We start from the raw sequence: 24,291 nt of genomic DNA, 5'->3' as shown, positions 1-24,291 counted from the left end.
GTCGCAAGCCCCATTGGCTCGTATCAGCTTAGAACAGTAGTGGGTAACAAGTTCAGCGGCGAGCGCTAAACCGCGCTGAACCGCTGCGCCAACTGCTGCTGGGCAAACTGCTCGAGGATGAAGTCGACAAATACCCGGGTCTTGCCCGGCAGCAGTTTGTGCTCGGCGTAATACAGGGAGATATTGCCGTCATCGACGTACCAGTCGGGCAACACCCTCACCACGGCGCCACTTTCCAGAAACGGCACGGCCATCGGCATGCTGACCAGGGCAATGCCCAGGCCTTGGGTGCAAGCGCAGCACGCGGCTTCGGAGTCGCCCATGGTCATGCGCGGTTTGAGCATCAACGGCCGCTGTTCGCGGGCGCGATTGGTCAATTGCCAGGTCCGCACGCGGCCGGTTTGCGGCGAGCGGATCAGGATGCCATTGCACAAACCCAGGTCTTCTGGGACACGCACGGGCAGGCGTTGCGCCAGGTAATCGGGCGAGGCCACCAAAATCCGATGGGCCGGGGTCAGCTTGCGCGCGACCACGCCTTGGGGCAGATCGAACCCGCCGCCGATGGCCGCATCAAAACCCTGGCCGATAAGGTCGACCTGGCGATTATCAAAATGCCAGTCAGGACTGATATCGGGAAATCGTCGCAGAAACTCTGCCAACAGCGGCACCACATAGCGGTTGCCGAATACCGTGCCCATACTCACTTTGAGCGTACCCACGGGCCGCCCTTCGGCGCTGGCCAGGTTGGCCACGGCATTCTGGATGGTGGTGAGACTGGCGCCGACTTGCTCCAGGAACAACTTGCCGGCTTCGGTCAATGTCAGGCGCCGCGTACTGCGCTGAAACAGTCGCACCCCCAGTCGCGCCTCCAATTTGGCGACGCTTTTGCCGACGGCTGCCGGGGTCAGACTCAGGTGCCGGGCCGCTTCGGCAAAGCTGCCGCCTTCGGCACTGCGCACAAAGCATTCGATACTGCCAAAGCTCTCCATCTCGCCACACTCTAAACTTTTGGTTTACACAGACTATAGCAATCGCGGTCTACCGAGGCTGGTCAACGAGGTCGATACTCCCCTCCAACAACAAGGCAACCTCGCCTTGAATGATCTGGAGATCGACATGACTACGCAAAACCTCAGCGGCAAAGTTGCCTTGATCCAGGGCGGCTCCCGCGGCATCGGTGCCGCCATCGTCCAACGCTTGGCAGCGCAAGGCGCAGCTGTTGCCTTTACCTACGTCAGCTCCGCCGCCAAGGCCGAAGACTTGCAAAACAGCGTCATTCGCGCTGGCGGCAAGGCCCTGGCGATTCAAGCCGACAGTGCCGATGCAAGCGCCATCCGCAATGCCGTCAGTGCCACTGTCGACGCGTTCGGGCGCCTGGATATCCTGGTGAACAACGCCGGTGTGCTGGCGGTCGGCCCGCTGGAGGATTTCAAACTGGAAGACTTTGACCAGACCTTGGCCATCAACGTGCGCAGCGTGTTTATTGCCACCCAGGAAGCGGCCCGGCACATGGGCGAAGGGGGTCGCATCATCAATATCGGCAGTACCAACGCTGAGCGCATGCCCTTCGCCGGTGGCGGCCCGTATGCCATGAGCAAAGCCGCGCTGGTGGGCCTGACCAAAGGCCTGGCGCGCGACCTGGGACCACGAGGGATTACCATCAACAACGTGCAGCCAGGCCCGGTGGACACCGATATGAACCCGGCCAACAGTGAATTTGCCGAGAGCCTGATTGGCCTGATGGCGGTCGGTCGGTATGGGCAGGTGGAAGAGATCGCCAGCTTTGTGGCTTACCTGGCAGGGCCGGAGGCTGGGTACATCACCGGCGCAAGCTTGACCATCGATGGTGGCTTCAGCGCATGACGCTTGTAGGAGCCGGCAAGCCGGCTCCTACAATTCAGCGCAGCGGCGGCAGGCCGTAGGCCGCCAAGTCGAAGTCCGCAAGTTTGCGGATGATCTGGTCGGCGTGAGCGTACTTGCTGTCGGCCATGGCCTCATCAGGCACTGCGATGGCGGTCATGTTCGCGGCCTTGGCAGCGGTCACGCCAAACGGCGAGTCTTCAAACACCAGGCAATCCTGGGGCGCAACGCCCAGGCGGCGGGCGGCGGTGAGGAAGATGTCCGGCGCAGGCTTGGCAGCGCCGACCTCCGGGTCGTCGGCAGTGACGATGGTACCGAACAGGCCAAACCACTCCCGGTGCAGCGTGGTCTTGTGGCCAAACGAATTGCGCGACGAACTGGTGCCCACGGCGATGGGAATATCGTGCGCCTTTAAATGCCGTACCAACGCCTCGGCGCCCGGCATGCCCAGTGCCTTGGGAAAACGCTCGCTCATCAACGGCTCGCGGATGCGCAGGAACTCTTCAGGCGTGATCGGCAAGTCCAGCGCCTTGACCACATACTCGGCCAGATCCTGGGCGCCACGGCCAATAATGTGCTGCTTGATGCCCCAGTCGTAGGTGCGGCCATAGCGCTCGGCGATAATCTGTGTGACTTCGGTGTAGATGCCTTCGGTGTCCAGCAACAACCCGTCCATATCGAAAATCACGGCCTTGATCGGGCCGACAGCAGTACGCGATGCGCTCATCACAAAAGATCCGTGGCAAAGGACTAAAAGGATTCAGCACAATAACGGCCCTGCCAGCCTGCAAGCAACTCATTATCCCTTAGACTGGCGCCCTCCCCGTCCAAGCGAACCCGATATGCTTTTGCGCATTGCTGCCGACAGCCTGGTGCTGTTTCACCTGTGTTTTATCCTGTTTGTGCTGTTCGGTGGCCTGCTCGCCCTGCGGTGGCGCCGGGTCATCTGGCTGCACTTGCCCGCCGCAGCCTGGGGCATGGCCGTCGAGTTCTTCCACCTGCCCTGCCCCCTGACCCGCTGGGAAAACCTGTTACGCCACCTCGCCGGGCAAGAGGGTTATGGCGCAGGCTTTATCGAGCATTACATTATTGCCCTGATATATCCCGCGGGGCTGACACCACAGATCCAACTGGGCCTGGGCGCGCTGGTCCTGGCGATCAATGTTGCGGTGTATACGCGCCTGGTCAGGCGCTGGTAGCGATTCGGTGCAGGCATGGGTATCCCGATCACAATTCTTCGCTATATAGTGAAAGACATAACGATCAGCCTATAAAAACCGAGGACACCCCGTTGAACGCACCTTCGAAGGAAGCCGTGGGCGCCGCCTACAGCATCGACTCCATGCGCCACGCCCAAGCCATGACCTGGCGCGCCATCGAGCAACTGGCCCAGCAGATCCGCCCCGGCATGCTCGAATCCGAGGCCCGGGAACTGGGCAAGCACGTGCTTGCCGAGCTGGACATGCAGCGCATCTGGCACCCGCTGCTGGTGCGATTTGGCGCCAACACCCTCAAGACCTTCAAGCAGCGCTCGGACGGCGATCCAGTATTAACCGAGGACGACATCTTCTTTATCGACATGGGTGCGGTGTGGCAAGGCCACGAAGGCGACGCCGGCGCCACATTTACCACCGGCAGCGACCCGCAAATGGCCGCTTGTGCGAGCGCGGCCAAAGAGCTGTTCGACCGGGTGCAGTTTCGCTGGAAAACCGAAAAAGTCGTGGGCCTTGAGCTGTATCGCTATGCCGAGGAACAGGCCCGGGACATGGGCTGGGTACTGAACCTGAGCATCAAGGGGCACCGCGTCAGCGACTACCCCCATGCCATCCATCGTGGTGGTGACTTGGGGGATTTCGCGCACTACCCCAATGAAGGGCTGTGGATCCTGGAGATCCAGATTGCTCATCCGAGCAAACCGTATGGCGCGTTTTATGAGGACTTACTGGCCTAGCCTTGTTGCCGCGCCAGAAACTCCACAATCAATGAGGTGGTCTGCTGCTGGATCACCTCACGTGGGCGGGCACCTGCGCCATCCCTGCAGATCATGCCATCGCCCGGCGAGCTCTCTTCGATCAACGCCTCACCGCCCGGCTTGCACACCGCCCTTACCTGCTCACCTGCGTCCTGTTCTGGCATTTCAAGGCAAAGGCGCAGCGTTGGCGGTGTACCAGCCCGACGGGGTCTTGGCACACACCTGCGGTCTTAGCGGCGTTTCCACCGTGGTATTGGCCTGAGTGGAGAGTTGGCGAACAGCAATCACGCAGCCGGCCTTGAACGTGCTGATCTTTATAATTTGAAGTTCCATCTCATAGTCTTTGCCAGGCTCGGGGATGAGTGTGACGGGCGCGGGAAAGCAGGAGATTTGCGATCCACCCATGCCAAACCCTGCAATAAAGGGTTTGCCGGCCGCAATGACATGCTCGTCAAACACCTTGGGCGACTGATTGATGGCTTTGCTCGCCTTACTGGCAGGCATGCCAATCACACTGTTCTGGCTGTCTGTCGCCCGAAAAGGGTACAGACCTGCCGAGTCGACATGCGCGGTTTGCCACCCAGCCTCTTCAGGCGTTTTGGTCAGCAGGGACTCGTTGTAAAACATCTCGCAGGTCTGGCCACTGATAAAGCCCGCGTTGGTGGTATCACCCGTGATCAAGCGAACACGAGCAGTGTTGGCCGGATCATATTTGCTGATTTGCACTTCGTTGCGAACATCGGTTTTAGTCGTGGCGCAGCCAATAAGAGCCAGGCTGACAGCCAGCGGGAAGAGTAAACGCATGGGTAACCTTCATATCCTGTGAGGGTTGGAGGCCGCAACGATACTATGAAGGCCGCGCAGTTGCCCACTTGCCACCCGGCCACGCAGAAATGCTGCTTCGCTCAAAAGACTGGCTGGCCAATGGGATGGGGGAACCGTTCGCAGACCTGGAAAACCAGTCATCTACCCCGTATCTCCTTTTTCCAGATGCCAGAAACCACAAACCCCCGGCTTTCTCGAAGAAAACCGGGGGTGTGTGTTTGTAGAATGTGGCGGTGAAGGAGAGATTCGAACTCTCGATACAGTTTCCTGTATACACACTTTCCAGGCGTGCTCCTTAAGCCACTCGGACACTTCACCGTATCTCGTCAAACTGATTCAGTCTGTCGAGGCGCGCTAATGTAGTCGAAAGCTTTTCCGATGGCAAAGGTTTTTTTCAGAATTTTCATGCGCTTAGACGGTTATCTCGACCTGCATCCCTCTGGTGTGGGGTGAAGGGTGGCGATTGTGCCATTCTCAAGGCCTGTCGACAGGGGTGAAGAGTGGCTGGCGAGCGCTGTCATGGCCTGTTCCAGGCCGGCGGCTGGGGAAAAGTCTGACTGGCCAGTCAGTCATGGCGCTTTACCGGGGCGGCCATGCTGGGTAACGTCTGCGGCCTGCCCTTCTATTAAACGTATTACAAGGAATCGCGTCATGAGTGAGTTGATTGCCTACCACCTAGAAGACGGTATCGCGACCCTGACCTTGAGCAACGGTAAGGTCAATGCCATTTCCCCTGCCGTGGTCAGTGCGTTTAATGAAGCGCTGGATCAGGCCGAGAAGGATCGCGCGGTGGTGATCATTACCGGTACGCCGGGGATTCTTTCCGGTGGTTATGATTTGAAGGTGATGACGGCCGGGCCTAAAGAGGCAGTCAGCCTGGTGACGTCGGGCTCGACCCTGGCGCGCCGTCTGTTGTCGCACCCCTTCCCGGTGATTGTGGCGTGCCCAGGGCATGCGGTGGCCAAGGGGGCGTTCCTGTTGTTGTCGGCCGATTACCGGATTGGTGTCGAGGGGCCATTTAGCATTGGCCTGAATGAAGTCATGATCGGTATGACCATGCACCACGCTGGCATTGAATTGGCACGTGATCGTCTGCGTAAGTCGGCGTTTAATCGTTCGGTAATCAATGCCGAGATGTTTACCCCGCAGGAGGCATTGAATGCCGGTTTCCTCGACAAGGTGGTAGCGCCAGAGGAGTTGCAGGCTGCGGCCCTGGAAGCAGCGCGGCAGTTGAAGAAGATCAATATGAACGCCCACAAGCACACGAAGCTGAAGGTGCGTAAAGGCCTGCTGGATCTGCTGGATAACGCGATCATCCAGGACCAGGAGCATCTGGGCTGAGTCACCCACGCCTGTATCAAATAAAGCCCGACCACGTGTCGTAATGCTGTTCAGTTAAGCCTTTTTGTAGGAGCGAGGGGGACGCCTAGTTCTTGCTCGCGAAGAACTTGAGAGCGCCGCGTTTACCTAGCAAACACGCGTTATCGTTGACGTCCTTCGCGAGCAAGCTCGCTCCTACAGAAAGCAGAATCCGCTTAACTGAACGGCATTACGACCAAGTGTCGGGCTTTTTCTTACGCGCCGTTCCGAATCACCTTGCAACCGCTCTAGATAGCATCTGACTCAAACTGTTGAAACATGCGCTTAAACATCGCCCATCTCCTACCTCTACAGGGGTAATTGCCGAATACAGTGCACGTCCGTACACTGCGCCACCTTTTGTCCCGATGGTCCGTGTCGATGCTCTATTTTTTACGCATGTTATTGATGGGCCTGCATTTTCTGATCGCCGGTGTGCTCGGGGTGTTGCTCGGTGTGTGTCGGCCGTTCAACCCGGATAACAGCCGCCTGTGCGCGCGCCTGTATGCATTGCCGGCCATGTGGATCCTGCGACTGCGGGTCAAGGCGCAAGTGGACTCGCTGCGCAACAAGCCCAGCAGTTGCGTGATTATCGCCAACCATCAGTCCAACTATGATCTGTTCGTATTTGGCACCGTGGTGCCCTACCGCACCGTGTGTATCGGCAAAAAAAGCCTGAAGTGGGTGCCGCTGTTCGGGCAGTTGTTCTGGCTGGCGGGCAATGTGTTGATTGACCGGGGCAATGCCCAGAAGGCGCGACGGTCGATGCTGTCCACCACCCATACCCTGCAACACGAGGACACGTCGATCTGGGTCTTTCCAGAGGGCACACGCAACCTGGGTGAGTCGTTGTTGCCGTTCAAGAAGGGCGCGTTCCAAATGGCGATCGCCGCCGGAGTGCCGATTGTGCCGGTGTGCGTCAGTACCTATGTGAAACAGATGAAGCTCAATCGCTGGAACAGTGGCGATATTTTCATCCGGTCATTGGCGCCGATTCCTACGGCTGGTTTGACGATGGATGACATGCCCGGGCTGATGGAAAAGTGCCGGGAGCAGATGGTCGAGTGTATTGAAGCCATGGATCAAGAACTGCAAAACCGCTGAATCGTAGGAACCCGCAGGCCGGCTCCTACAATGTGGTGTTTCAGGCTAAGCTGGCCGGTTACTGCCACTTGTAAAGAAGCGATCAGCATTATGGGTAGAGTTGTTGCGGCGGCCGTCTATAGCGCCGGGAAAAAAGTCAGGGATATCACCCTCGATGAAGGCGCCGCGTGGGCGGCCAAGCCCGGCCACTTTGTGTGGATCGGCCTGGAAGAGCCCGACGCCCAGGAACTGGCCAACCTGCAACGCCAGTTCAACCTGCATGAACTGGCCATTGAAGACGCCCTGGAAAAACACAGCCGGCCGAAGCTGGAAACCTTTGGCGACGCACTGTTTATCGTGACCTACTCGCCGGTGCGCCATGAAGGCAAGCTGGAGTTTATCGAGACCCATATCTTCGCCGGCAAAGGCTATATCATCACCGCGCGCAACGGTCACTCGGCGTCCTACGGCTATGTGCGCCAGCGCTGTGAGGCACGGCCGCTGTTGCTGGAGCACGGGGAAGATTTCGTACTCTATGCGCTGTTGGATTTTGTCACCGAAAACTACCAGCCCGTGAGCGAGGCGATTCACGCCGAGATCGATGCGCTGGAGCACAACGTGTTGTGCAACTCCCTCAATGAGCGCGATATCCAGAACCTGCATGGCCTGCGCCGCGACGTACTGCGGCTGCGCCGGCACGTGGCGCCGATGGTAGAGATCAGCGAGGAACTGCAGAAGCTGGACTTCCCGTTTATCGACAAGAACATGCGCCCGTACTTCCGCGATGTGGAGATCCACGTCACACGGCAGATGGAAGACCTTTCGACCCTGCGCGACATCGCCAGCCAGACCATCGAGATCGGTGTGCTGCTCGAAGCCTCGCGCCAGAGCGTGGTGCAGCGCAAGTTTGCGGCCTGGGCGGCGATCCTCGCCTTCCCCACGGCTGTGGCCGGGATCTATGGGATGAACTTCCAGAACATGCCGGAGCTGCAATGGCACTACGGCTATTTTGCGGTATTGGGATTTATCGCGGTGGGGTGTACAGGCTTGTGGGCCAGCTTCAAGCGCTCGGGGTGGCTGTAGCCTGCCCACCCCGGCCGGCCAGGGTCAGGCAACCTGCGGCTTGTGGGCCACAAAGCGCATCATCCATTCCGCCACGGTTACGCCGTGGTGGTCGCGAGCAAGGCTGGCGACGCCTTGCTGATAGATCTGCTCGCCAAGGTTGAGCTGGCGGATATCGAGCAAGGCCCGGGAGTAATCGTGGATAAACTCCGGATGCCCCTGGAAGCACAGCACCTGGTCATTGATGTGATAAGCAGCAAACGGGCAGAAATCGCTGGAAGCGATCACCGTGGCGTTTTCCGGCAATGCCGTGACCTGGTCCTGATGGCTGATCAACAGGGTCAGTTCTTCCACCACCGGGCTCATCCACGGGGCCTTGGCGTCCAGTTGATAGTTGTGGATGCCCACGCCCCAACCCTGGCTCGCACGCTCGCTCTTGCCGCCCAGCAGCAGCGCCAGCAGTTGATGGCCGAAGCAAATACCAAGCAGCTTGTCGCCCCGCTCGTAGCGGTTCAACAGGTAGGTCTTGAGGGTTTCGATCCAAGGGTCGGTGGCGAAGGAATCCGCCTTGCTGCCCGTCACCAGGTAGGCGTCGAACACTTCGCTGTCCGCCGGGTAGTGGCCTTGCATCACGTTGTAGACGATGAACTCGGCGGCAATCGGCTGCTGCGAAAACAGGCGCTGGAACATCTGCCCGTAACCTTGATATTGATCGACCAGCTCCGGACGCAGGATATCGGTTTCCAGAATGCAGACGCGTAGCGACATAAAAAATACCTGACACGGTGATGGGAATAACGCACACCCGCCAGCCTGCCCTGAAATACCCGTTCAAGGCAAGCCCGACCTGTGGCGAGGGGACAAGCCCCAATGCCGTTCAGTTAAACGCAGATCCCCTGTGGGAGCGGGCTTGCTCGCGAATGCGGTGGGTCAGTGATGGATAGGTTGACTGATACACCGCATTCGCGAGCAAGCCCGCTCCCACATTTGATCTTCGCTGCTTTGGGCATTTCGTTCGCTTAACTGAACGGCATTAGGCTTGCCCCCTCACCACAACGGGTTAAAAGTTTGCGCCCTGGGCGGCCTTTTCCAGCAACAAGGCGGGTGGGTTGAAGCGCTCGCCGTATTGCTCGGTCAGGTAACGCGCGCGCGCCACGAAGTCCTTCAGCCCGTACTGGTTGATAAACTGCAGCGCCCCGCCGGTCCAGGCCGCAAAACCGATGCCGAAGATCGAACCGATGTTGGCATCGGCGGTGGACATCAATACGCCCTCCTCCACACACCGCACCGTTTCGATGGCCTGGATAAACAGCAGGCGGTCGCGCACGTCCTGCGCCGAAATCTGCTGGCCGGGCTTTTCAAAGCGCACCTTGAGCTCTGGCCACAGGTATTTCTGGCCACCACTGGGGTACTCGTAGAATCCACCACCCGCCGCCTTGCCCGGGCGTTTGTACTCATTGAGCAACAGGTCGATCACCGCAAAGGCCGGATGCTCGGGCAGTGCCTTGCCTTCGGCCTGCAGATCCTTGGCTGTCTGCTGGCGGATATGGCTCATCAGGCTGAGGGAAACTTCGTCAGAAATCGCCAGAGGGCCAATCGGCATCCCGGCCTTGCGCGCCTCGGTCTCGATCATCGGCGCGGCCACGCCCTCGCCGAGCAGGGTGATGCCTTCGTTGGTGAAGGTACCGAACACCCGCGAGGTGAAGAAACCGCGACTGTCATTCACCACAATCGGGGTTTTCTTGATTTGCAGTACGAAATCAAAACCGCGAGCCAGTGTTTCATCACTGGTGTTGGCGCCCTTGATGATTTCCACCAGCGGCATTTTTTCCACCGGGCTGAAGAAGTGCAGGCCAATAAACTTGCTCTGATCAGGCACGGCGTTCGCCAAGCCGCTGATGGGCAAGGTGGAGGTATTGGAAGCGATCACCGCGTCTGCGCCTACCACGCGCTGGGCCGCAGCCGAGACCTTGGCCTTGAGGTCACGGTCTTCGAACACCGCTTCGATGATCAGGTCGCAACCGGCCAGGTCGGCATCGTTGTCTGTAGGATGGATCCGCGCCAGGGTACTGTCGCGCTGCTCGGGCGTCAGTTGCCCACGGCTGACTTTCTTGTCCAACAGCGCCGCCGAGTGGGCCTTGCCCTTCTCTGCCGCCGCCAGCGTCACGTCCTTGAGCACCACCTCCACTCCCGCCGATGCGCTGGTGTAGGCAATCCCCGCGCCCATCATGCCGGCGCCAAGGATGCCGACCTTGCGCGTGACATAGGGTGCAAAACCCGCAGGCCGCGAGCCACCGGCGTTGATTTCGTTGAGTTGGAACCAGAACGTACCGATCATGTTCTTCGCCACCTGGCCGGTGGTGAGTTCGGTGAAGTAGCGAGTCTCGATCAGGTGCGCGGTGTCGAAATCCACTTGGGCGCCTTCCACGGCAGCACAGTGGATTTTCTCCGGCGCGGGGAAGCAGCCATTGGTTTTGCTGCGCAGGATCGACGGCGCAATGGCGAGCATCTGCGCGACTTTTGGATTGGACGGGGTGCCGCCGGGGATCTGGTGGCCCTTGATGTCCCAAGGTTGCCTGGCCGCAGGATTGGCCAGGATCCAGGCCCGGGACTTGGCCAGCAGCTCATCACGGTCTGCCGCCAACTCGTCGATCAAGCCCGCTTGCAAGGCCTTTTGCGCGCTGACCTTCTTGCCTTCGAGCAAGTATGGCAAGGCCTTTTCCAGGCCCAGCATGCGCACCATACGCACCACGCCGCCGCCGCCCGGCAGCAGGCCGAGGGTCACTTCCGGCAAGCCGATCTGTACGGCTGGATGATCCAGCGCCACACGGTGCTGGCACGCCAGGCACAGCTCCCAGCCACCGCCAAGGGCTGCGCCGTTGATCGCGGCCACCACCGGCTTGCCGAGGGTTTCCAGGCTGCGCAGTTGCGCCTTCAGGCCCAGGACCATGTCGTAGAACGCCTTGGCGTGTGGCTTGTCGACTTTGATCAGTTCATTGAGGTCGCCGCCGGCAAAGAAGGTTTTTTTCGCCGAGGTGATAATGACCCCGGCAATCTCGTCCTTTTCTGCGTCCAGGCGCGCGACGGTGGCGGCCATGGCCTCGCGGTAGGCCGCATTCATGGTGTTGGCACTCTGGCCAGGCATGTCGAGGGTCAGCACCACGATCTGGTCCTGGCCTTTTTCGTAACGAATGGCGTCGGTCATGACAAATTCCTTAGGCTCAGAGGCGTTCGATAATGGTGGCGATACCCATGCCGCCGCCCACACAGAGCGTGGCCAGGCCGTAGCGCTGCTGGCGCACCTCCAGTTCATCGAGCAAGGTGCCAAGGATCGCGCAGCCTGTGGCTCCCAGCGGGTGGCCCATGGCAATCGAACCGCCATTGACGTTGACCCGGGCGGCGTCGATGCCCATGTCCTTGATGAACTTGAGCACCACCGAGGCAAAGGCCTCATTGACTTCAAACAGGTCAATGTCCTCGACTCGCAAGCCGGCCTTGGCCAGGGCCTTGCGGGTGGCGGGCGCGGGGCCGGTAAGCATGATGGTCGGGTCGGTGCTGGTCACCGCCGTGGCGACAATACGCGCCCGCGGTTGCAGGCCCAGTTCGCGGCCCCGGGCCTCGGAGCCAATCAGCATCAACGCCGCACCATCGACAATCCCAGAGCTGTTACCCGGTGTGTGCACATGGTGGATGCGCTCGACATGGCTGTAGACCCGCAGGGCGGTGGCATCGAAACCCATCTGGCCCATCATTTCGAAGCTGGGCTTGAGTTTGCCCAGCCCCTCGAGCGTCGAATCGCCACGGATAAATTCGTCGTGATCCAGCAGCACGATACCGTTCTGGTCCTGCACCGGGACCAGGGATTTCTTGAAGGAACCGTCTGATCTGGCCCGTGCCGCTTTCTGCTGGGAGTGCAAGGCGAAAGCATCGACATCTTCGCGGGTGAAGCCCTCCAGGGTAGCAATCAGGTCGGCGCCAATCCCCTGGGGTGTGAAGTGGCTGTGCATATTGGTCTGGGGGTCCAACACCCAGGCCCCGCCGTCGCTACCCATGGGCACCCGGGACATGGACTCGACACCGCCCACCACCACCAGGTCCTCAAAGCCGGAGCGCACCTTCATGGCGCCGAGGTTGACCGCCTCCAGACCCGACGCGCAGAAACGGTTGACCTGAACACCGGCGACGCTCACGTCCCAGTCGGCCACCAGCGCAGCGGTCTTGGCGATATCCGCGCCCTGATCCCCGACTGGCGTGACGCAGCCAAGCACAATGTCATCCACCTGGCGGGTATCCAGGTCGCTGCGCCGTTGCAGAGCGCTGAGCAAGCCGGCCACCAGGTTCACCGGCTTGACGCTATGCAACGCGCCATCGGCCTTGCCCTTGCCCCGGGGCGTACGTATCGCATCAAAGATCAAAGCTTGGGTCATGACGTCCTCGAACCACTGTGCAATGGAGCTCTCAAGGGGAGAGCCGACCGTGCCCTTACCTTAAGCGCCACGAGGGCAGATTCAATGACCGATACGCTCATTGACCTTGACGACCACGCTCAGACGAACGGTAAGAGACTACCGAAAACCTCGGGTTAATCGTTTTAGCTGTCTAGCCAAGGGGCTGGCGCGGAGATGGCTATATGCCTCATACCTTTTTAAAAGGATTTCAATATAACTTGATATGAAAGCGATCTAAGCCACGCCCCACATGGGCTCTAAGGTTCAATCAGTAAGAAGTGTATGACGCTGCTGCCGGGTCTTGCTGGAGCAGCTGTAAGAAAAATGCCATCTAGTCGGCTTAACGTAACGAATGGATGGTGCTTGTATCGGCGCATTTGACGCTCAGGAATAACAACAAAAGGCAGTCAGCCATGTTTAAACAATCGAAAGTTCGCCAGGCGGGGCTTATTCTCTTCGCCACTACCCTGATTCTGATTTTGCCCAATCTGACCAAGATCATTGGCTGAACGGGCAGGTCACACCTCGACATTGCAACCTTTGGCAGCACCGCCCGGGCAACCGCGTAAAGCGTTCCCGTGGCTGGGGCTGTCTTTTTTTGCATACGGCTGAGCGGCGGTTTTCCGGTATCGTGGGCGCGTATCGCCATTGCCATATGGGCTTCGCCTTGAAACAAATTATTGTCCTACTGCTGCTGATCCTGGCCGGCCCCACCAGCGCCGCCGAGTTAACCATTGCGCTGGATCACAGCCGCACCACTTGGCAAACCGCCGAGCTGCTCAAGCACCCGGCTGCGCAGACCGTGCAGATCGTCGACGACGTTTCCTACAAGCGCAATATGACCTATCGCGCAGTGCCGCTGGCCGTACTCTTACCGGGCCTGAAGGTACAGAACCATGTGCAGGCCGTGGCGCTCGATGGTTTTGCCGCCGAACTGGCCGCGGCGCCGCTGCTTGCGCAAAGCGGCGCGCAAGCGTGGCTGGCGGTTGAGGATCCGGCCCATCCCTGGCCCCCGTTGGCCAATGGCAAACCCAGTGCCGGGCCGTTCTATCTGGTGTGGACCCAGCCTCAGGTGAGCGGGATCAGCCCGGAACAATGGCCCTTCCAGATCTCGACGATCAAACAATTGAAAACCGTTGCCGAACGCTTCCCCGCGCTGCTGCCCGACCCGGCTCTGGCGGCGGATGATCCGATCAACCAGGGGTTCGCCCTGTTTCAGAAAAACTGCCTGGCCTGCCATCGCCTAAATGGCGCGGGGGACGCGCAGGTAGGACCGGATCTGAATGTGCCCTACAGCCCGACCGAGTATTTCGGCGGCGACTTCCTCAAGCGTTACATCCGTGATCCCCAGAGCCTGAGGCATTGGCCGCAGGCGAAGATGCCGGCGTTTGCCGCCAGCGTCTTGCCAGACGCCGAACTGGAATTGCTGGTGGGGTATTTGAAGCATATGGCCGCTCGCAAAACCGACACGCCCTTGTAGGAACCGGCTTGCCGGCTCCTACAAGGGCGTGGTGGAGTTATTGCTGCTGCACCAGGATCACCGGGGTCGGCGCGACAAATACCCGCGCATGCATCTGCTCATGCCCGCCACCACGGCGCATGCCGCGCACCGGGCACGCGTCGAGGTAATCCAGGCCCACCGCCAGTTTCAAATGCCGCTCCGGGCGGGCCAACTGGTTGGTCACATCGAAGCTGTACCAGGCGTCATCCAGCCAGGCTTCAGCCCAGGCGTGGCTGGCCAGGTGCTCGCTGTCCTCACTGTACAAATACCCCGACACATAACGCGTGGCGATCCCCAGGCTACGCGCGCAGGCCAGGAAGGCGTGGGCGTGGTCCTGACAAACGCCGGCACGCCCGGCGAACGCCTCCGCCGCACAGGTCTGAACTTGCGTGGCACCCGGCACGTAGGCGATGTGCTGGTTGAGGGCGTGCATCAGGTCGATCAGGGCATTGCGATCCCGGCGCTTGCCGCAGTGCTGCTGGGCAAAGGCGCACAGGGCCTCGTCCGGTTCGGTCAGGCGCGTGCCACGCTGGTAGGGAAATGGCGATCGGCTGTCATGCTCGGCCTCGCGCCACTCGTCAATGTCCACCTGGCCACGGGCGCCGATGATGATCGATTCATGGGGCTCATCCATGGTCAGCACATGCAGGATATTGCCGAACGGGTCCAACTGGGCCCGTACCGGACGCGGCAAATCGAGCTGCCAACTGAGCACATGCTGACGCTCGCTGTCGTGAGGCGTCAGGCGCAGGTATTGGATGCTGGCGCGCACCTGGTCTTCGTAGCGGTAGGTGGTTTCGTGGCTGATGGAAAGTCTCATGCCGCCTCCAGGTAGGAATGATGAATGGCGTTACCCAGCTGGCGTACCAGTGGAATGAAATCGGTCAGCCAGGCGTGCAGGCCTTCCTCGAGGATTTCGTCAATGGCCGTAAAGCGCAGGCGTGCGTCCATCTCAGCAGCCAGGCGCTGGGCCGGACGGCCATTGATGCCACGCAGGCTGGCGAGGATTTGGTCGATTTCTTCGCTGCATGCGCGCAAGGACCGCGGCACATCGGCGCGCAGCAGTAACAACTCCGCCACCTGGCGGGCACCGGGCGCATCACGGTAGATCTCGGTGTAGGCCTCGAATGACGACAAGGCGCGCAGCAGCGCACTCCATTGGTAATAGGCATGGGCGGTGCCATCAATCACCACTTCGGCCTGGTCCCCGGCCATCTCGTACCGCGCGTCCAACAGGCGCAGGGTGTTGTCGGCCCTTTCGATAAAGGTGCCCAGGCGAATAAAGCGAAAGGCGTCATTGCGCATGATGGTGCCGTAGGTCGCACCGCGAAAGAGGTGAGAGCGTTCCTTGACCCACTCGCAGAAACGGCTCATGCCATAACGGCTCAGGCCTTCCTGGGCGATGACGCGAATATCCAGCCAGGTGGCGTTGATGTTTTCCCACATGTCAGCGGTAATTCGCCCACGCACCGCATGGGCGCTGGCGCGGGCCGCCCCCAAGCAACTGTAGATGCTCGCCGGGTTGGCGGCGTCCAGGGCGAAGAAATGCAGCAGGCGCTCGGCGTGCAACTCGCCATGACGCTCACGGTAGTCGTCCAGGGTGCCGGTAATCAGCAAGGGCATGGCCAGTTCGTGCAGGCCATCGCCGCGCCCATCCTGGGGCATCAGTGACAGTGAATAGCTGACATCCAGCATGCGCGCGAGGTTTTCCGCACGCTCCAGATAGCGCGACATCCAATATAAATCCGAGGCAGTTCTACTCAACATGGTTTTATTCCTCGACCACCCAGGTGTCTTTGGTGCCGCCGCCCTGGGACGAGTTGACCACCAGCGAGCCTTCACGCAGCGCCACACGGGTCAACCCCCCCGGCACCACGCGGGTTTCCTTGCCGGACAGGACGAACGGTCGCAGGTCGATATGCCGGGGCGCGATGCCGTTTTCGACAAAGGTCGGGCACGTCGACAGGCACAGGGTCGGTTGGGCGATGTAGGCATGGGGCTTGGCCTTGATCCGCGCACGGAAAGCTTCGATCTCGGCGGCCGTGGCGGCCGGGCCGACCAGCATGCCGTAGCCACCGGAGCCTTGGGTTTCCTTGACCACCAGCTCCGGCAGATTCGCCAGTACGTGGGAAAGTTCGTCAGGCTTGCGGCATTGGAACGTCGGAACGTTCTTGAGGATCGGCTCTTCATCCAGGTAAAAACGGATCATGTCGGTGACGAAGGGATACACCGACTTGTCATCCGCCACCCCAGTGCCAATGGCATTGGCCAGCACCACGTTGCCCGAACGGTAGGCGGCCAACAGCCCCGGCACGCCGAGCATTGATTCCGGATTGAAGGCCAGCGGATCGAGGTAGGCATCGTCGAGGCGACGGTAGATCACGTCCACCGCCTTCGGGCCGTCTGTGGTACGCATGAACACGCGGTCGTCACGCACGAACAGATCGGCGCCCTCCACCAGTTCCACGCCCATTTCCCGGGCGAGGAAGGCATGTTCGAAAAACGCGCTGTTGAATCGCCCGGGCGTCAGCACTACTACGCTGGGGTTTTCCCGCGGGCTGGCGCTTTTCAGGGTGTCGAGCAACAGGTTGGGGTAATGATCGATCGGGGCAATGCGCTGGGCAGCGAACAATTCGGGGAACAGGCGCATCATCATCTTGCGGTCTTCGAGCATGTAGCTCACGCCGCTGGGGGTACGCAGGTTGTCTTCCAGCACGTAGTAGCTGCCGTCGCCATCGCGTACGAGATCGACACCCGAGACGTGGGAATAGATATCACGGTGCAAGTCCAGGCCCTGCATCGCCAGTTGGTATTGCTCGTTGGCCAGCACTTGCTCGGCCGGAATGATCCCGGCCTTGATAATGCGTTGGTCGTGGTAAAGGTCGGCAAGAAACAGGTTCAACGCCTTGACCCGCTGAATGCAGCCTCGTTCGACCATTCGCCATTCGCTGGCGGGAATGCTGCGCGGGATGGTATCGAAGGGAATCAGGCGCTCGGTGCCCTGCTCATCGCCGTACAGGGTGAAGGTGATGCCGGCACGGTGAAACAGCAAATCGGCTTCACGCCGCCGCTGGGCCAGCAGTTCGGGCGGGGTTTCAGCCAGCCAACGGGCGAACTCGCGATAGTGAGGTCGGACCTGGCCGGCCCCATCGTACATTTCATCGTAATAAGTGCGGATCATGCCGAACTCCTTGTCACCCGGACGCAACGGACTGTCGCAAGGCCCGTGCCAGCGGCATAAACACTTAAGTATCAATCAGTTGGATACAGTCAAAGGCAATGCCGCACCGTCCTGGTGCAGCAAATGCCCGAGCCTTGCCATGCGCGCTTCATCAAGACGCAAGCATTGCCTATCACCAGCATAGTCAGAGTTGATTTCACTGCCGGGGAAAGCCTGCGGATAATCGCCAACATTCGCTGAACAGGACTCTTCCTACAGCATCACCCCATCACCGCCGGTAATTTGCTTGTGCATGTACCGATCGGTTCCCCTTCATACCGATCTTCCCTTTTGGCCACCCTGCTCCGGTGGCCTTTTTTTGTGCCGGTTTTTTCATATTTAGTTCCGAGCACTTTGCACCACCACAAACAAAATCGGCCGACCCAAAGGTCAGCCGATACGCTGCGTTACTGATCATGTGTCTACATGGGTAACCCACGAACCTCGTGCTTGACGCCCCACCCCTCGATAATCCCGCCCAAGGGCTCGACTACCGCCTCAAAGTCCTGCTCGAAATCACCGATACCGTCATAGGTGGCGAACATGACCTTGCTCAACTCCAGGAACCAGGCACCGTCATCCCGTGCGCTGACCTGTGCGTTGATCGACTCCCCACGAAACCGACCCGCAGCTCGGCGCGCACGTTCCTCATCCGGGAAAATGGCGTAGAACTCGATGGGATGGAAACGCGAGAAGTCAAAGCCGCCCTCTTTCATGCGGCGTAACACGTGGGTGCTGATGTCTTCTTGATAGGCTGTGCTCATGAAACGTCCTCCTGAACCGATGGATAGACTTTCCGTGCTTCCCAGGGCCTGCGCGTGAACGGCGCAGGTGGACGGCAATGACATCACCGCAGGAAAACAAGCATGTAGCTGACAAGACCAGACCTTAGCGATTCATTCGCTGATCTCTCTTGCAGAGTAGCGCGAAGCTATCAGCTCCACCAGCAGCGCTTTAACAACGTACAGGGAATGTTCAGGGGGCGGGAGAAATGTCGAGGATCTGGATACTGTTCTGGTCCTTCAGGCTTTTGACCGTCGGCTCGGCGATCCGGCCGTCCAGGTCGTTGAGGTCCAGTTGAGCGGGGATGGGCAGCAATTTGGCGCGAATCATCTGTGCGGCGTCTTCGAGGCTGGGCTTCTGGGCGCAGCTGAACTGCTCTACGGACTGCACACCGTGATCATCAACGAAGGTAACTTGCCAGTTTTGCATCAGTGCCTCCTCGATAAAGCCCATGGATGGGCTCACATCTATCTGGACCTTGAGGGCGCGATGATCGTTCCACTCAAGGCTGGAGGCACTGCTCGGCTGCGCTTAAGGCTTCTCGGCGCTTTCCTTGAGGGCTTTCAAGGTATTGAAGGGCGCTTCAACCACGAACTTGTTGGCCAACCAGGACGGCACGCTGCCACCAGGCTCGGTGTGGACCTGGTAGGTCACTTCAGTCTGGTCGGCGCCTTTAGGCACCAGTTTCCAGAAGCCCTCGACCTGGGCCACGCGCACATAGCCTTTCTCTTCCGGCAGATAGGTGGGCACTTCCAGCAACTTGCGGGTCACGCTGCCGTCGGCGGCCTGGGTCGTGGTGATTTCCAGGATCGAGTCACGATCGGTGACTGGGAACGGGGCTTTGAACTGGGTGTAGGTCCAGCTCTTGTCGCCTTCCTTCTTGAGCAGCTTCTGCGACTTGCATTCGTGAATCCACTTACAGGCACCGACTACATCGTCCTGTAGGGCCTGGATCTTGGCCAATGGCGCCTTGATCACCGTAACGCCGCGATAAGCCTTGTATTTGGAGCCGGACACTTCACTCAAGGCAACCTTGATACCTTCCTCGTCCTTGGCAACCTGCCACTCTTCTGCCTGTGCAGCACCCGCAAACAACACCGTAAAACCGCACAACACAGCCATTCGTTTCAGCGAACCCATTGTTGTATTCCTTATTGTTGAAGTTCTGACATTAAAGCCCACTACGCCGCCGTCATCTGCTCCCACCAGCCGATCAACCTGATCGCTTCTTCCTGGCTACTACCACAGACCTCGAGATCCGCCGCGAAGGCACCGCATACCGCAGGCCGCTCAGGCTGGCCAAACAATTGGCACAGCTGTTCGACCGACAGATGCAGGCAGCGTTCGCCCGCGGGCTTGCCATTGGGCATACCGGGTAACGGCGAACTGATGGAAGGGGCGATACAGCAGGCGCCACAGCCTTCACGGCATTTCATGACCAGTAGGTCCTCGACGACAAAGTGTTGATGGCCGGGCTAGAGTACGCCCTAAAACATCCGTTTTAAAATGGTCTAACAGGGGTTTTTCGCAGAAAACAAAAGTGACCGACCAGTCTGCGACAGAAGGTCAGGGGATCAGGTCACTTTGCCAGGCAAGATTAATTCTTGAATTCGAAATCCAGGGCCGCGCCTTCCACATCGCGCCGCTCTTCATTGCGCATTTGCAGTTGCATTTCGTTGCTCAATAAGCGGCCGTTGATCTGGAATGCACTGTTATCGATCGGTTTCTCGCCAAACATCGGCGGCAACAACGGCACATTCTTGGGCTGCGGCATAGTGCCGAGGGGCTGCAGGTGCCGGACCATTTCTTGAGGCAGACTCAGGTCCAATTGCGCTGGCGCCAGTTTGGTCTGGGCCACTTCCCGGGCCGACTTGGACTTGTTGGCGATGGGTGCGCGCTTTTTTTCCTTGGCGGCTTTTGTAACCGGAGCGGCTTTTTTAGCCTGGGTCGTTTTTTTAGCCGGTGCCGGCTTTTGTTCGGCGGCTGCCAGCACAACTGGCGCACTGGCAGGCGCTGCCAGTACAGAAGTGGTGTTGCACAGGCTCGCCAGACAGATCAACAGCGCGGCAGGAAAAATAGAGGTCATATCGCCAACAGCATTAACGGCAGAAGGCCATATGCTCGCTTGTTGAGCGCGACATGACAAGCGCGGTGATTAGCCAGCTACCGTTCACGCCCCGTTTTGGCGCGTCAAAAACCACCCGCAGCCTCTTGGCATAACTGGTTGGCCAGCATGCCCAGGGTCATCAGGGCGCGCTCCGCTTCGCGATTCCACGGCGTGCCGCAGTTGAGCCGAATACAGTGGTTGAACTGTTCGGTATTGCTGAAGATCAGCCCCGGCGCGATGCTGATGCCTTGCTGCAAAGCCCGCACGTGCAGCTCCTGGGTATTGACCCGGCCCGGCAGACTCACCCACAGGATAAAACCGCCCGTCGGCCGGCTCATCTGCGTGCCTTCCGGGAAATACTGCTGCACCGCTAACTGGAAGGCACTGAGGTTCTTGCGGTACTCCTGGCGAATGTAGCGCAGATGCCGGTCGTAACCGCCATTCTCCAGATACGCCGCCACTCCCATCTGCGTAACGCTGCACGCCGAATGGGTACTGAACATCTGCAGGCGCTGGATCTCCTGCTGGTATTTGCCGGCAATCATCCAGCCGATGCGCACGCCAGGGGACAGGGTCTTGGAGAAACTGGAGCAGTAGATCACCCGATCCAGGCGGTCATAGGCCTTGAGGGCCTTGGTGCGGCCCAGTTCGAACATCAATTCGCCGTAGATATCGTCTTCGACGATCTGGATATCGAAATCCGAGGCCAGGCGCAGCAGCTGTTTCTGCCGTTCTTCCGGCATGGTGCCGCCCAGGGGATTACTCAGGCGCGTGGTCAACACCAGGGCCTTGATCGACCACTGGTTGGCCGCCAACTGCAGGGCTTCCAGGCTCATGCCAGTGGCCGGGTCGCTGGGAATCTCGATGACCTTGAGGCCAAGCAAGTCCGCCAGTTGCAGCAGGCCGTAATAGGTGGGCGATTCGGCGGCAATGAGGTCGCCGGGGCGGGTCAGCACCCGCAACGACATCTGCAATGCATCGACGCACCCGTGGGTGATCACCACTTCGGACGGATCGACCACCACTCCGGCATCGCGCATACGAATCGCGACCTGGCGCCGCAGCGGCTCGAAGCCCGGGCTGAACATATAGCTGAACGCCCGTGGGCTCTGAAAGCGCGTGACCTTGGCCAGTTGCTGGTGCAGCGCCCGCACCGGTAGGTAATCGACACTGGGAACAGCGGCACCCAGCGGGAACACCCCTTCGCGACGGGATTCAACCAGGACCTGTTGGATGATACTGCTGCGGGTGACCAGGCCCGGGCGCTCGACCCGAGCGATATCAGGCGTCGGTGCGGTCAGAGCCGGCGTCTGGTGCACGTAATACCCGGACTGCGGCCGCGCACGGATCAACCCCTGGTCTTCAAGGTTGGCGTAAGCCTGTAGCACGGTGGCATGACTGACATTGAGCTGGGAGCTCATCTTGCGCACCGAAGGCACGCGCTCACCCGGTTGATAGACACCGCGCCGGATATCCTCAGCCAACTGCTGGGCGATACGTTGGTAAAGCAAGAGATTGGTCATGACGCAGCACTCGATTTCACGGGTATTTTATTTTTGTGTGAAACATACCGGCACAGTTTAGAAGTGTACGGGGACAGTTGCCACAATAGTCGAGGACGCGCGGCAGTGATAGAAAAAACTGTATGGGTTGAGCTGTGAATCGCGGGCATGAAAAACCCGATCAAAGATCGGGTTGCATAGCGGGTGCGCCACATACCCGGTAGGAGCTGGCTTGCCTGCGATGCTGGCGACGCGAGTGTTCAGATGCACCGCGCCGATGCTATCGCAGGCAAGCCAGCTCCCACATCGACCGCACGCGCACTGAGGTTTAGCGCGCGGCGCCGAGCTGGCCCTTCTCATCGGAGAAGACGATTTCCACACGCCGGTTCTGCGCACGACCACGTTCGGAAGCATTCACTTCCACCGGATACTGATCGCCATAGCCTTCCACCTGGATGCGTTTTTCATCAATACCCAGGTCGACCAGTACGTCCGCCACGGCCTGTGCACGGTCACGGGACAGTTTGAGGTTTTCGTGCTCGCCGCCGGTGCTATCGGTATAACCCTCGATCCGCACGACCCGCTTGGGGTTCAGTTGCAGGAACTGCACGATCTTCAGCACTGTACGGTTGGCGGAGTTTTTCAGCTCCGCCTGGCCGGTGTCGAACAGCACGTCGCCCAAGGTCATCACCAGGCCACGATCGGTCTGGGTGGTGGTCAGGCTGGCGATCTGCTCTTCCAGCCACTTGCCCTGTTGCTGCACGCTCAATAACTTGGCTTCGCGCAGCGCCAGTTGCAGGCGTTGACGTTCCAGTTCGAGCTTGGCCGCACGTTCTTCGTTGAGTACCAACTCGGTATGTTCCCGGGCGATGGCGCTATAGCGCTGGCTCAGGTAGGCGTAATGCACAACGTCGCCACCGCTGCCCCAGTAGCTGGAAAGGCGGTCGGCGCGGGCCAGGGACTCACCGGCGCGGATCACGTCCTTGGGCGCGATGCGCAACACATTGGAGTCTTCCTTGACCTTCTGGAAGTCGCTGCCAGCCTGCTGCAACGCGGCGTCGCTATTGGGATGGCTGGCGCAACCGGCGAGCAGCAGGCTGCTCAATAGCAGCCCAAATGTCAGGCGGTTCATTGGGCATCTCCCAGCTGTTTGCGCAGGCGGGTGATACGAGTGTCGAGGACATTCAACTGCTCCTGACTCTTTTGCGTCAGTACCCGCGCCTCTGCCAGGCGCGCGTCGAGTTCGGCCTGTTCAGCCTGCATGCGGGCATCCTTGTAGGACTCGTCAGCCATGTCGGCCTTGGCCTGGGCCAGCTTCGTCTCGGCGAGTTTCAACTCAGGCACGTCGTCAGCGACGGCCCCCACGGCGGCGGCTTGCTCCAAGGCTTGCTGGGTCAGGCGCATTTGCTCATTCGGCGCAGGATCTGCGGCACAGCCCGCCAGCGTTACTACGGCGAGGGCGGCGAAAAGAGGTCGAATAGTCACTAAAAATCCCTACTTTGTTGGGGTACTGACGGGTTGCTGCAACTGCGTCTTCCAGCGTTCGATATTGCGCTGCAACGCGGCTTCCGTCAGACCGGACGCGGACAATTCTGTCATCTTTTTGGCGAGCTGTCCGCGCAACCACGGATCATTGCAGGCCGAGTTGTGGGAAATCGCCAGGAACAGCCCCGGCTGATCAATCGGTAGTTCACGGGCCAGCAGGTCTTTGCTCATGCCCAGGGTCTGCGCCATGGCCATGCCGGAGTAACGGCCGGCCAGCACGTAGTCCACTTCGCCAAGCAGCAGTTTCTGCAAGGCCGGGGTTACGGTTGGCAGGCGTTCCAGGGTCAGGTGTTCGCTGGCAAAGGTTTCAAACTCAGGGGACAGGCGCGCCCGCTCCGAGACCGCACCCTTGTGGCCATGCAGGTCGGCTGCATGGGTATAGACCAGGGGCGACTCGACGCGGGTCCACACCCGGTAATCGGCCTGCATCAGTGCCGGATGGATGTAGTCCAGGGTCTCCAGCTCGCTGACACTCAACGGCGCATCGACCAGCATGTCCATGCGCCCGCTGCGGACTTCATCAAGGGCCAGGGAACGCTTGCCGCCATACAACAGGTCGACTTTCAGCCCCAGCTCCTTGGCCACTTGTTGCAGCACGTCGGCATTGGCGCCGATCAGGTGGGTGGGGTCTTGCGGGTCTCGCCACAAATAGGGCGGCGCATCCGGGCTGCCGGTCACCACCAGGCGCTCGCATTTGCCGGCAGCGATAGACAAGGTCGGCAGCAGTGACAGGCCCAGCAGTACAGTCCAGCGACGCAGTTCCATGGCGTGGTTCCCGATCAAGATTGGCGTGCAAAAAAAAGCCCGGTCATAAGACCGGGCTCTTTATAAGTGAAGCCGCTGGTTTAGACCAGCTTCTCCAACTCAGGTACGGCTTCGAACAAGTCCGCCACCAGGCCGTAATCAGCCACCTGGAAGATCGGTGCTTCTTCGTCCTTGTTGATCGCAACGATCACTTTGGAGTCCTTCATACCAGCCAAATGCTGGATCGCGCCGGAGATACCGACCGCGATGTACAGCTGTG

26 protein-coding genes, 1 tRNA gene and 1 pseudogene are annotated in these 24,291 nt (G+C 59.7%); 7 read left to right on the top strand and 21 right to left on the bottom strand.

Annotation, left to right across the window (positions count from 1 at the left end):
- Positions 1-65 precede the first annotated feature (65 nt).
- A complete protein-coding gene (locus tag HBO09_RS09460; RefSeq protein WP_169992670.1) occupies positions 66-989 on the bottom strand; it encodes a LysR family transcriptional regulator in 924 nt (307 codons plus the stop codon).
- A gap of 127 nt (positions 990-1,116) precedes the next feature.
- Between HBO09_RS09460 and HBO09_RS09455 the strand changes: the two genes are divergently transcribed.
- Entirely contained in the window at positions 1,117-1,863 is a 747-nt protein-coding gene (locus tag HBO09_RS09455; RefSeq protein ID WP_169992671.1) for a 3-oxoacyl-ACP reductase family protein, read from the top strand.
- Between the two features lie 34 nt (positions 1,864-1,897).
- Here HBO09_RS09455 and HBO09_RS09450 read toward each other — a convergent pair whose 3' ends face one another.
- Positions 1,898-2,587 (bottom strand): HAD-IA family hydrolase, encoded by a 690-nt coding sequence (locus tag HBO09_RS09450; protein ID WP_169992672.1) that lies wholly within the window; start codon positions 2,585-2,587, stop codon positions 1,898-1,900.
- A 115-nt stretch (positions 2,588-2,702) separates the two neighbouring features.
- Between HBO09_RS09450 and HBO09_RS09445 the strand changes: the two genes are divergently transcribed.
- Positions 2,703-3,059: a DUF2784 domain-containing protein gene (locus HBO09_RS09445; protein WP_169992673.1), complete on the top strand. Its 357-nt coding sequence runs from the start codon at positions 2,703-2,705 to the stop codon at positions 3,057-3,059.
- Positions 3,060-3,151: 92 nt separating this feature from the next.
- On the top strand, positions 3,152-3,811 hold the full coding sequence (locus HBO09_RS09440) for an aminopeptidase P family protein (protein ID WP_262381209.1): 660 nt from the start codon (positions 3,152-3,154) through the stop codon (positions 3,809-3,811).
- Here HBO09_RS09440 and HBO09_RS09435 read toward each other — a convergent pair.
- From HBO09_RS09435 to HBO09_RS09425, 3 genes and pseudogenes are all read right to left on the bottom strand, one after another.
- Positions 3,808-3,963: pseudogene (locus tag HBO09_RS09435) on the bottom strand (dienelactone hydrolase); the annotation flags it as partial. The gene HBO09_RS09440 and the pseudogene HBO09_RS09435 sit on opposite strands and share 4 nt — an antisense overlap.
- A 34-nt stretch (positions 3,964-3,997) precedes the next feature.
- Entirely contained in the window at positions 3,998-4,636 is a 639-nt protein-coding gene (locus tag HBO09_RS09430; RefSeq protein WP_169992674.1) for a hypothetical protein, read from the bottom strand.
- A gap of 249 nt (positions 4,637-4,885) precedes the next feature.
- Positions 4,886-4,975: transfer RNA gene (locus HBO09_RS09425), tRNA-Ser, on the bottom strand.
- 333 nt (positions 4,976-5,308) lie between these two features.
- Here HBO09_RS09425 and HBO09_RS09420 point away from each other — a divergent pair.
- The 3 genes from HBO09_RS09420 (at position 5,309) to HBO09_RS09410 (ending at position 8,182) form a co-directional block, all read left to right on the top strand.
- Positions 5,309-5,998: a crotonase/enoyl-CoA hydratase family protein gene (locus tag HBO09_RS09420; protein ID WP_169992675.1), complete on the top strand. Its 690-nt coding sequence runs from the start codon at positions 5,309-5,311 to the stop codon at positions 5,996-5,998.
- A 399-nt stretch (positions 5,999-6,397) separates the two neighbouring features.
- Entirely contained in the window at positions 6,398-7,120 is a 723-nt protein-coding gene (locus tag HBO09_RS09415; protein WP_169992676.1) for a 1-acylglycerol-3-phosphate O-acyltransferase, read from the top strand.
- 90 nt (positions 7,121-7,210) lie between these two features.
- A complete protein-coding gene (locus HBO09_RS09410) occupies positions 7,211-8,182 on the top strand; it encodes a magnesium and cobalt transport protein CorA (RefSeq protein ID WP_169992677.1) in 972 nt (323 codons plus the stop codon).
- A gap of 24 nt (positions 8,183-8,206) precedes the next feature.
- Here HBO09_RS09410 and HBO09_RS09405 read toward each other — a convergent pair whose 3' ends face one another.
- The 3 genes from HBO09_RS09405 to HBO09_RS09395 all read right to left on the bottom strand — a co-directional run bounded on the left by HBO09_RS09405 (position 8,207) and on the right by HBO09_RS09395 (position 12,588).
- A complete protein-coding gene (locus tag HBO09_RS09405; RefSeq protein WP_169992679.1) occupies positions 8,207-8,929 on the bottom strand; it encodes an amidotransferase in 723 nt (240 codons plus the stop codon).
- Between the two features lie 292 nt (positions 8,930-9,221).
- On the bottom strand, positions 9,222-11,366 hold the full coding sequence (locus tag HBO09_RS09400; RefSeq protein WP_169992682.1) for a 3-hydroxyacyl-CoA dehydrogenase NAD-binding domain-containing protein: 2,145 nt from the start codon (positions 11,364-11,366) through the stop codon (positions 9,222-9,224).
- 16 nt (positions 11,367-11,382) lie between these two features.
- On the bottom strand, positions 11,383-12,588 hold the full coding sequence (locus HBO09_RS09395; RefSeq protein WP_169992684.1) for an acetyl-CoA C-acetyltransferase: 1,206 nt from the start codon (positions 12,586-12,588) through the stop codon (positions 11,383-11,385).
- A gap of 688 nt (positions 12,589-13,276) precedes the next feature.
- Between HBO09_RS09395 and HBO09_RS09390 the strand changes: the two genes are divergently transcribed.
- The gene (locus HBO09_RS09390) at positions 13,277-14,089 is read left to right on the top strand and encodes a cytochrome c (RefSeq protein WP_169992687.1); all 813 of its coding nucleotides are present in this window, start codon (positions 13,277-13,279) and stop codon (positions 14,087-14,089) included.
- Positions 14,090-14,126: 37 nt separating this feature from the next.
- Here the strand turns inward: HBO09_RS09390 and HBO09_RS09385 are convergent, their stop codons facing one another.
- The 13 genes from HBO09_RS09385 to HBO09_RS09325 all read right to left on the bottom strand — a co-directional run.
- Positions 14,127-14,930, bottom strand: coding sequence for a transglutaminase family protein (locus tag HBO09_RS09385; protein ID WP_169992689.1), 804 nt, complete (start codon positions 14,928-14,930; stop codon positions 14,127-14,129).
- Positions 14,927-15,877: an alpha-E domain-containing protein gene (locus HBO09_RS09380; RefSeq protein WP_169992691.1), complete on the bottom strand. Its 951-nt coding sequence runs from the start codon at positions 15,875-15,877 to the stop codon at positions 14,927-14,929. Before HBO09_RS09380 ends, HBO09_RS09385 begins: the two co-directional genes overlap by 4 nt.
- A 4-nt stretch (positions 15,878-15,881) precedes the next feature.
- Positions 15,882-17,291 (bottom strand): circularly permuted type 2 ATP-grasp protein, encoded by a 1,410-nt coding sequence (locus HBO09_RS09375; protein WP_169992694.1) that lies wholly within the window; start codon positions 17,289-17,291, stop codon positions 15,882-15,884.
- 461 nt (positions 17,292-17,752) lie between these two features.
- The gene (locus HBO09_RS09370; RefSeq protein WP_029299641.1) at positions 17,753-18,094 is read right to left on the bottom strand and encodes a ribonuclease E inhibitor RraB; all 342 of its coding nucleotides are present in this window, start codon (positions 18,092-18,094) and stop codon (positions 17,753-17,755) included.
- Positions 18,095-18,305: 211 nt separating this feature from the next.
- Entirely contained in the window at positions 18,306-18,542 is a 237-nt protein-coding gene (locus HBO09_RS09365; RefSeq protein WP_029299643.1) for a hypothetical protein, read from the bottom strand.
- A 102-nt stretch (positions 18,543-18,644) separates the two neighbouring features.
- Positions 18,645-19,253 (bottom strand): START domain-containing protein, encoded by a 609-nt coding sequence (locus HBO09_RS09360; protein ID WP_169992696.1) that lies wholly within the window; start codon positions 19,251-19,253, stop codon positions 18,645-18,647.
- A 41-nt stretch (positions 19,254-19,294) separates the two neighbouring features.
- The gene (locus HBO09_RS09355) at positions 19,295-19,549 is read right to left on the bottom strand and encodes a YkgJ family cysteine cluster protein (protein WP_076961156.1); all 255 of its coding nucleotides are present in this window, start codon (positions 19,547-19,549) and stop codon (positions 19,295-19,297) included.
- Positions 19,550-19,710: 161 nt separating this feature from the next.
- The gene (locus HBO09_RS09350; protein ID WP_169992698.1) at positions 19,711-20,199 is read right to left on the bottom strand and encodes a translation initiation factor 2; all 489 of its coding nucleotides are present in this window, start codon (positions 20,197-20,199) and stop codon (positions 19,711-19,713) included.
- 104 nt (positions 20,200-20,303) lie between these two features.
- Positions 20,304-21,743, bottom strand: a complete 1,440-nt coding sequence (locus tag HBO09_RS09345; protein WP_029299649.1) for a PLP-dependent aminotransferase family protein — start codon at positions 21,741-21,743, stop codon at positions 20,304-20,306.
- Between the two features lie 307 nt (positions 21,744-22,050).
- On the bottom strand, positions 22,051-22,854 hold the full coding sequence (locus HBO09_RS09340) for an OmpA family protein (RefSeq protein WP_169992700.1): 804 nt from the start codon (positions 22,852-22,854) through the stop codon (positions 22,051-22,053).
- Positions 22,851-23,207 carry a DUF4398 domain-containing protein gene (locus tag HBO09_RS09335; protein ID WP_076961152.1) on the bottom strand — a complete coding sequence of 119 codons (357 nt, stop codon included), beginning with the start codon at positions 23,205-23,207 and terminating at the stop codon, positions 22,851-22,853. The genes HBO09_RS09340 and HBO09_RS09335 overlap by 4 nt, the downstream gene beginning before the upstream one ends.
- Positions 23,208-23,216: 9 nt before the next feature.
- Positions 23,217-24,032 (bottom strand): transporter substrate-binding domain-containing protein, encoded by an 816-nt coding sequence (locus tag HBO09_RS09330; protein ID WP_169992702.1) that lies wholly within the window; start codon positions 24,030-24,032, stop codon positions 23,217-23,219.
- Between the two features lie 80 nt (positions 24,033-24,112).
- Positions 24,113-24,291, bottom strand: a 179-nt coding sequence (locus HBO09_RS09325) for an FAD-binding protein (protein WP_218192385.1), incomplete at its 5' end; no start/stop codon positions are given.

Origin of the sequence: Pseudomonas sp. WS 5027 (assembly GCF_012985695.1) — a bacterium.
GTDB lineage: Bacteria > Pseudomonadota > Gammaproteobacteria > Pseudomonadales > Pseudomonadaceae > Aquipseudomonas > Aquipseudomonas hygromyciniae.
This window is presented reverse-complemented; position numbering and strand designations above follow the sequence as displayed.